Raw genomic sequence first — 3,693 nt, 5'->3', positions numbered from 1 at the left:
CGGGTGTGGCACAGTGCAATCGGTGGCAGGGGTTAGTCTCAGCAACTAAATCCTACGCTGCTTCAAGTGCTTAAGCTACATCCGCCAGCCTTCTCCAACCGCCTCGTGCATAAAAGCGGCTAGACATAAAGCGGCTTCCCTGCAGAGCAGAGTCATCGGTCCGGATCTGCTGCCCTCTTGGATGTAAACGAATCGGCGAATATTTGGGTTCTTCTTATCTTGTGGACGAGATTATTGCCCGGGAACGAATCGACGCGCCTCGCTTTGACTCGGCCATTTCCAAAAGCAACCGGAATTGTCCGAAGTTTTCCAAAGCCTTCTTGGATGATTCAGTGTTTCTGCTTGCCACGTGACTCCACACCCCACTGAGAATCGGGCAACGCTGTAAGCCGTTTCTAGAGTCATGGGTATGTCATGGCGGATAACACACGGCGCCAACGGGTTCAGCGACTCCGACAGTCTCGTAAGGAGCGAGGCGATCGGCAGATGAACCTGTGGCTATCAGGACCAGTCGGCGCTGCACTTGATGAAGCCGTCGAGAGTGGTGCGTATCCGTCTCGGCAAGTTGCTGTCACTCATGCCCTTGAGACGGTCTTCATTCGCAAGGAGGCGAAGACAGTGACGTAAACTAGGCAAAGCAAAAGGCCCACGAAGCTGGAAACTTCGAGGGCCTTTGGAGCTACCCGCAAGGGGCGGCGATAAGAATTAGGTTTGGCGACCATTCTTATGCCATCCCGACAAGCTGACTGTCAAGAGCATCGGTTTCGGTGAACGCTCCCGCTTTGCCCTCAACAAGGAGGGTACGATGCAGCTTGCATCGTCAGGAGGCCGGCGGCTCAGACATGCCGCTCTGGCCGCGAGAGAACTTGCGCTCGAAGCCGGGCGCACGGTAACGCGAAAAGAACTATCTGCGGCAGCTCGTGAGGCTGCCAAGGCCCTGGAATTGCGGAACGGACCCCGATCGGTCCTCTCTGAACTCGTCGCGTGCTGGGGTGAGCAGGAGTGGGAGAGGCTACTTGTCTGGCCGTCCAACGATTATCTGGTCAACCGGACCGGCCTGTCCGAGCGCGCCATCCGGGCGTCTTTTCGCATTTTGATTGATCTGCAGCTCATCATCCCCAAGGAGTCCCCAAACGGAAAGCGCTATGCGGTCAAAGACTTGGCCGGAGAACTCGTCGACGCCTTCGGCTTCGACCTGACCCCCGTTTATGCCAGGCGAGGGGAGTGGGCTGAGCGTCTTATTGAGATGAAGCAGGCCCAGGAAGCCCGCAAGCGCGCCTTTGACGAGATCACCATCGCCAGGCGTGCCGCCGAAGAAGCCCTGAGTGCCTTGGCCGAGCATTACCCCGATCTCGATCGTTCCGACCTTGAGGATCAGGTCAATGGCCTGAAAGCCCGCACGCCTGTGCGCAGCACAAAGGCCATGCCGCTAGCGGTCCTCGATGAGTGGACAGCCCTGAGGATGGCATGCGAGCAAGCTTTCTTAAAAGCGGGCAATGGCGGCGGAATCCGCCGCCACACTAATAACAACAACGGATCTCCTAGTGAGTCTTGTAACAAAAGCTTTCCGAAGAAAGCTGAGGCGGTTCTTCATACCGAACAAACGACAGAGCAGCTATCACCGGAATTGATCCTTGAGGCTTGCCCTACCCTCGAGGACTACGGCCAGCCCGTCCGGGATCTGGCGGATATCGTCTCGGCCGGCCGCTACCTGCGGGCATCCCTGGGCGCTCATGAGAGCGCTTGGGCCGAAGCCGTCGAGGAGATCGGGGTCATCAGAGCCGCGACTGCGGTGATCTATGTGCTGCAGCTCTACGAGGACGATGTTGCCAAAAATGGCGGGGAAAGCCGGATCAAGAACCCTGGAGGCTACTTCCGGGCCCTGGTGCGCATGATCAAGGCCGGAAAGCTCGACCTTGGCGTCGAGCTGCTCGCCATGCGCAGACGAAGGATGTCGTAAATGACCTGATCGTTCCTCAAGACGCCGTGACCCGCTTGCCTGTGAAGGCAAGACCGCTCACGCAGGAACTTGGTAGGGGAGGGAATGCCACTTTGCGGCATGATGAAACTTTCATGCCTGCCGAGACGAAGCCAGCAAGGAGCATCACTGTTGTGAATCGTTGGAGCGCAATGGATTCAGGACTTTGATTGGACCTCGCCGAGATACTTGCGCAACATGGAGGTATGTCTGAAGACACGATCCAGTACCTGGTCCTCGACAGGTGTGATCCCACCTGCAACATGGCTCGCTACTATGTGTTGTCGATCGAACCCAGCCTGTTTGGTAACCCCACCCTGATCCGTGAGTGGGGCCGCATCGGCCAACCTGGTCAGACGCGGATCGAGATTTATGAAATCCAGTCGAAGGCTGTGGAAGCTCTTGAGACATGGCTCCAGAGAAAGCGGCGACGCGGCTATGAGATCAGAGATGGGGCAGCCGCGAGAGCGGCCCGACCAGCTGCAACTCCTGCCAAAGCCAGGCCGACGGCTCATGGTAAGGGTGGACTGGTCCGAAAGGGAATTGTCTTTCACGCAAGCTTGTCTGCGATCACGACATTGAACAGAATTGGCCTCAATCTGTTGTGATGCAGGCATCATACGCATGATACAGATGGCCGACGAGGATGGTCTGGCCGAACTCCCGACCATGTTGCAGCGAGGTCCAGATGCCACTCAACGGAAGTGATCGAGAGTTTTCGCCTTACACGGCAGAAAAGGTCGACCCTCTGGTCGATCAAGCGATCACGCATCTTGAGCGCCAGATCGAGCAACTCAGGTCGCTCAAAGGAGCCACGCCGGAGATTGCGATGGTGCTCGGGAAAGCGCACGAGGTCTTCGGCGATCTCGGGGCGCTGTGGATGGTGCGGCAGAACTAGGTTCTGCAGGCCAGGCCTCTGGATCTGATTGCTCAGGGGAAGACGGACCAGGTCCTCCAGCTTCTCGTCCAGATCGAATATGGAGTGTATGTGTGAGCACAAAGGGGGCGGGGTTTAGGCGACCGTGGCCAGCAGTCTTGCCTGCAATGCGGCGTTCATAGGAGCTGCCAACATGCTTACGATTATGAAGCGCGTAGGCCTAATATTGGCTCGGGAGGCTCTTCGCCAAGAGAACTGACCAGCCGAGGCCTAGAAGTTGGTTACAATGCTCGGGTGAGGGGAGCCAGTAGGCGAATTGGAGTTTCTTTGGAATGGCGGATGACACGATTATCTCGAATCCCGAAATCCTGGGCGGCATGCCAGTCATCAAAGGAACCCGCGTCCCGGTCTATGATCTGGCAGCGTCTGTGAAGGCAGGGATCCCGCGCGATCGCATACTGGCCGCCTATCCCACCATCAAGAAGCACCATTTGGATCTGGCTGTCGCATACGCAGAGGCCAATCCTTTGACGCCGCAGCCCCGTAGTTGGCCGCCAGCGATCAACGGAACCGTAGTGAAGTCCGGACACATTTCGAGGCAGAAGAAATGACAGCCGATGTACAAGCCCTGATCGCGGCCGGCGACATTCGGAAAGCTGAGCTGATCGAAATGGCAGGAGGTTTCTACTCACTTTCGGAGGTCTCCTCACTCCTTAGTCGGCCCTGAATAATGCGGAAGCACAAGGCCGGTGCTGGGTTTCAGGCAACCTGAGAAGTATCCGGTTGCGCGATTGAGCTCATCAGAGCTGCAATGATCCAGGCCATAATAAGCCTGAGC

The 3,693-nt window shown here is 57.2% G+C and carries 4 protein-coding genes; all 4 read left to right on the top strand.

Annotated features, from left to right (window positions below; translation table 11 throughout):
* Positions 1–805: 805 nt before the first annotated feature.
* The gene (gene repC, locus ACS5Q1_RS47050) at positions 806–1,960 is read left to right on the top strand and encodes a plasmid replication protein RepC (RefSeq protein ID WP_473104652.1); all 1,155 of its coding nucleotides are present in this window, start codon (positions 806–808) and stop codon (positions 1,958–1,960) included.
* A gap of 224 nt (positions 1,961–2,184) precedes the next feature.
* Positions 2,185–2,586 carry a WGR domain-containing protein gene (locus ACS5Q1_RS47045; protein WP_473104651.1) on the top strand — a complete coding sequence of 134 codons (402 nt, stop codon included), beginning with the start codon at positions 2,185–2,187 and terminating at the stop codon, positions 2,584–2,586.
* Positions 2,587–2,666: 80 nt separating this feature from the next.
* On the top strand, positions 2,667–2,876 hold the full coding sequence (locus ACS5Q1_RS47040) for a hypothetical protein (protein WP_473104650.1): 210 nt from the start codon (positions 2,667–2,669) through the stop codon (positions 2,874–2,876).
* A gap of 311 nt (positions 2,877–3,187) precedes the next feature.
* Complete coding sequence (locus ACS5Q1_RS47035; protein ID WP_473104649.1) at positions 3,188–3,466, top strand: DUF433 domain-containing protein; 279 nt, start codon at positions 3,188–3,190, stop codon at positions 3,464–3,466.
* Positions 3,467–3,693 lie beyond the last annotated feature (227 nt).

The organism is Microvirga sp. GN3 (assembly GCF_055792825.1).
This window is presented reverse-complemented; position numbering and strand designations above follow the sequence as displayed.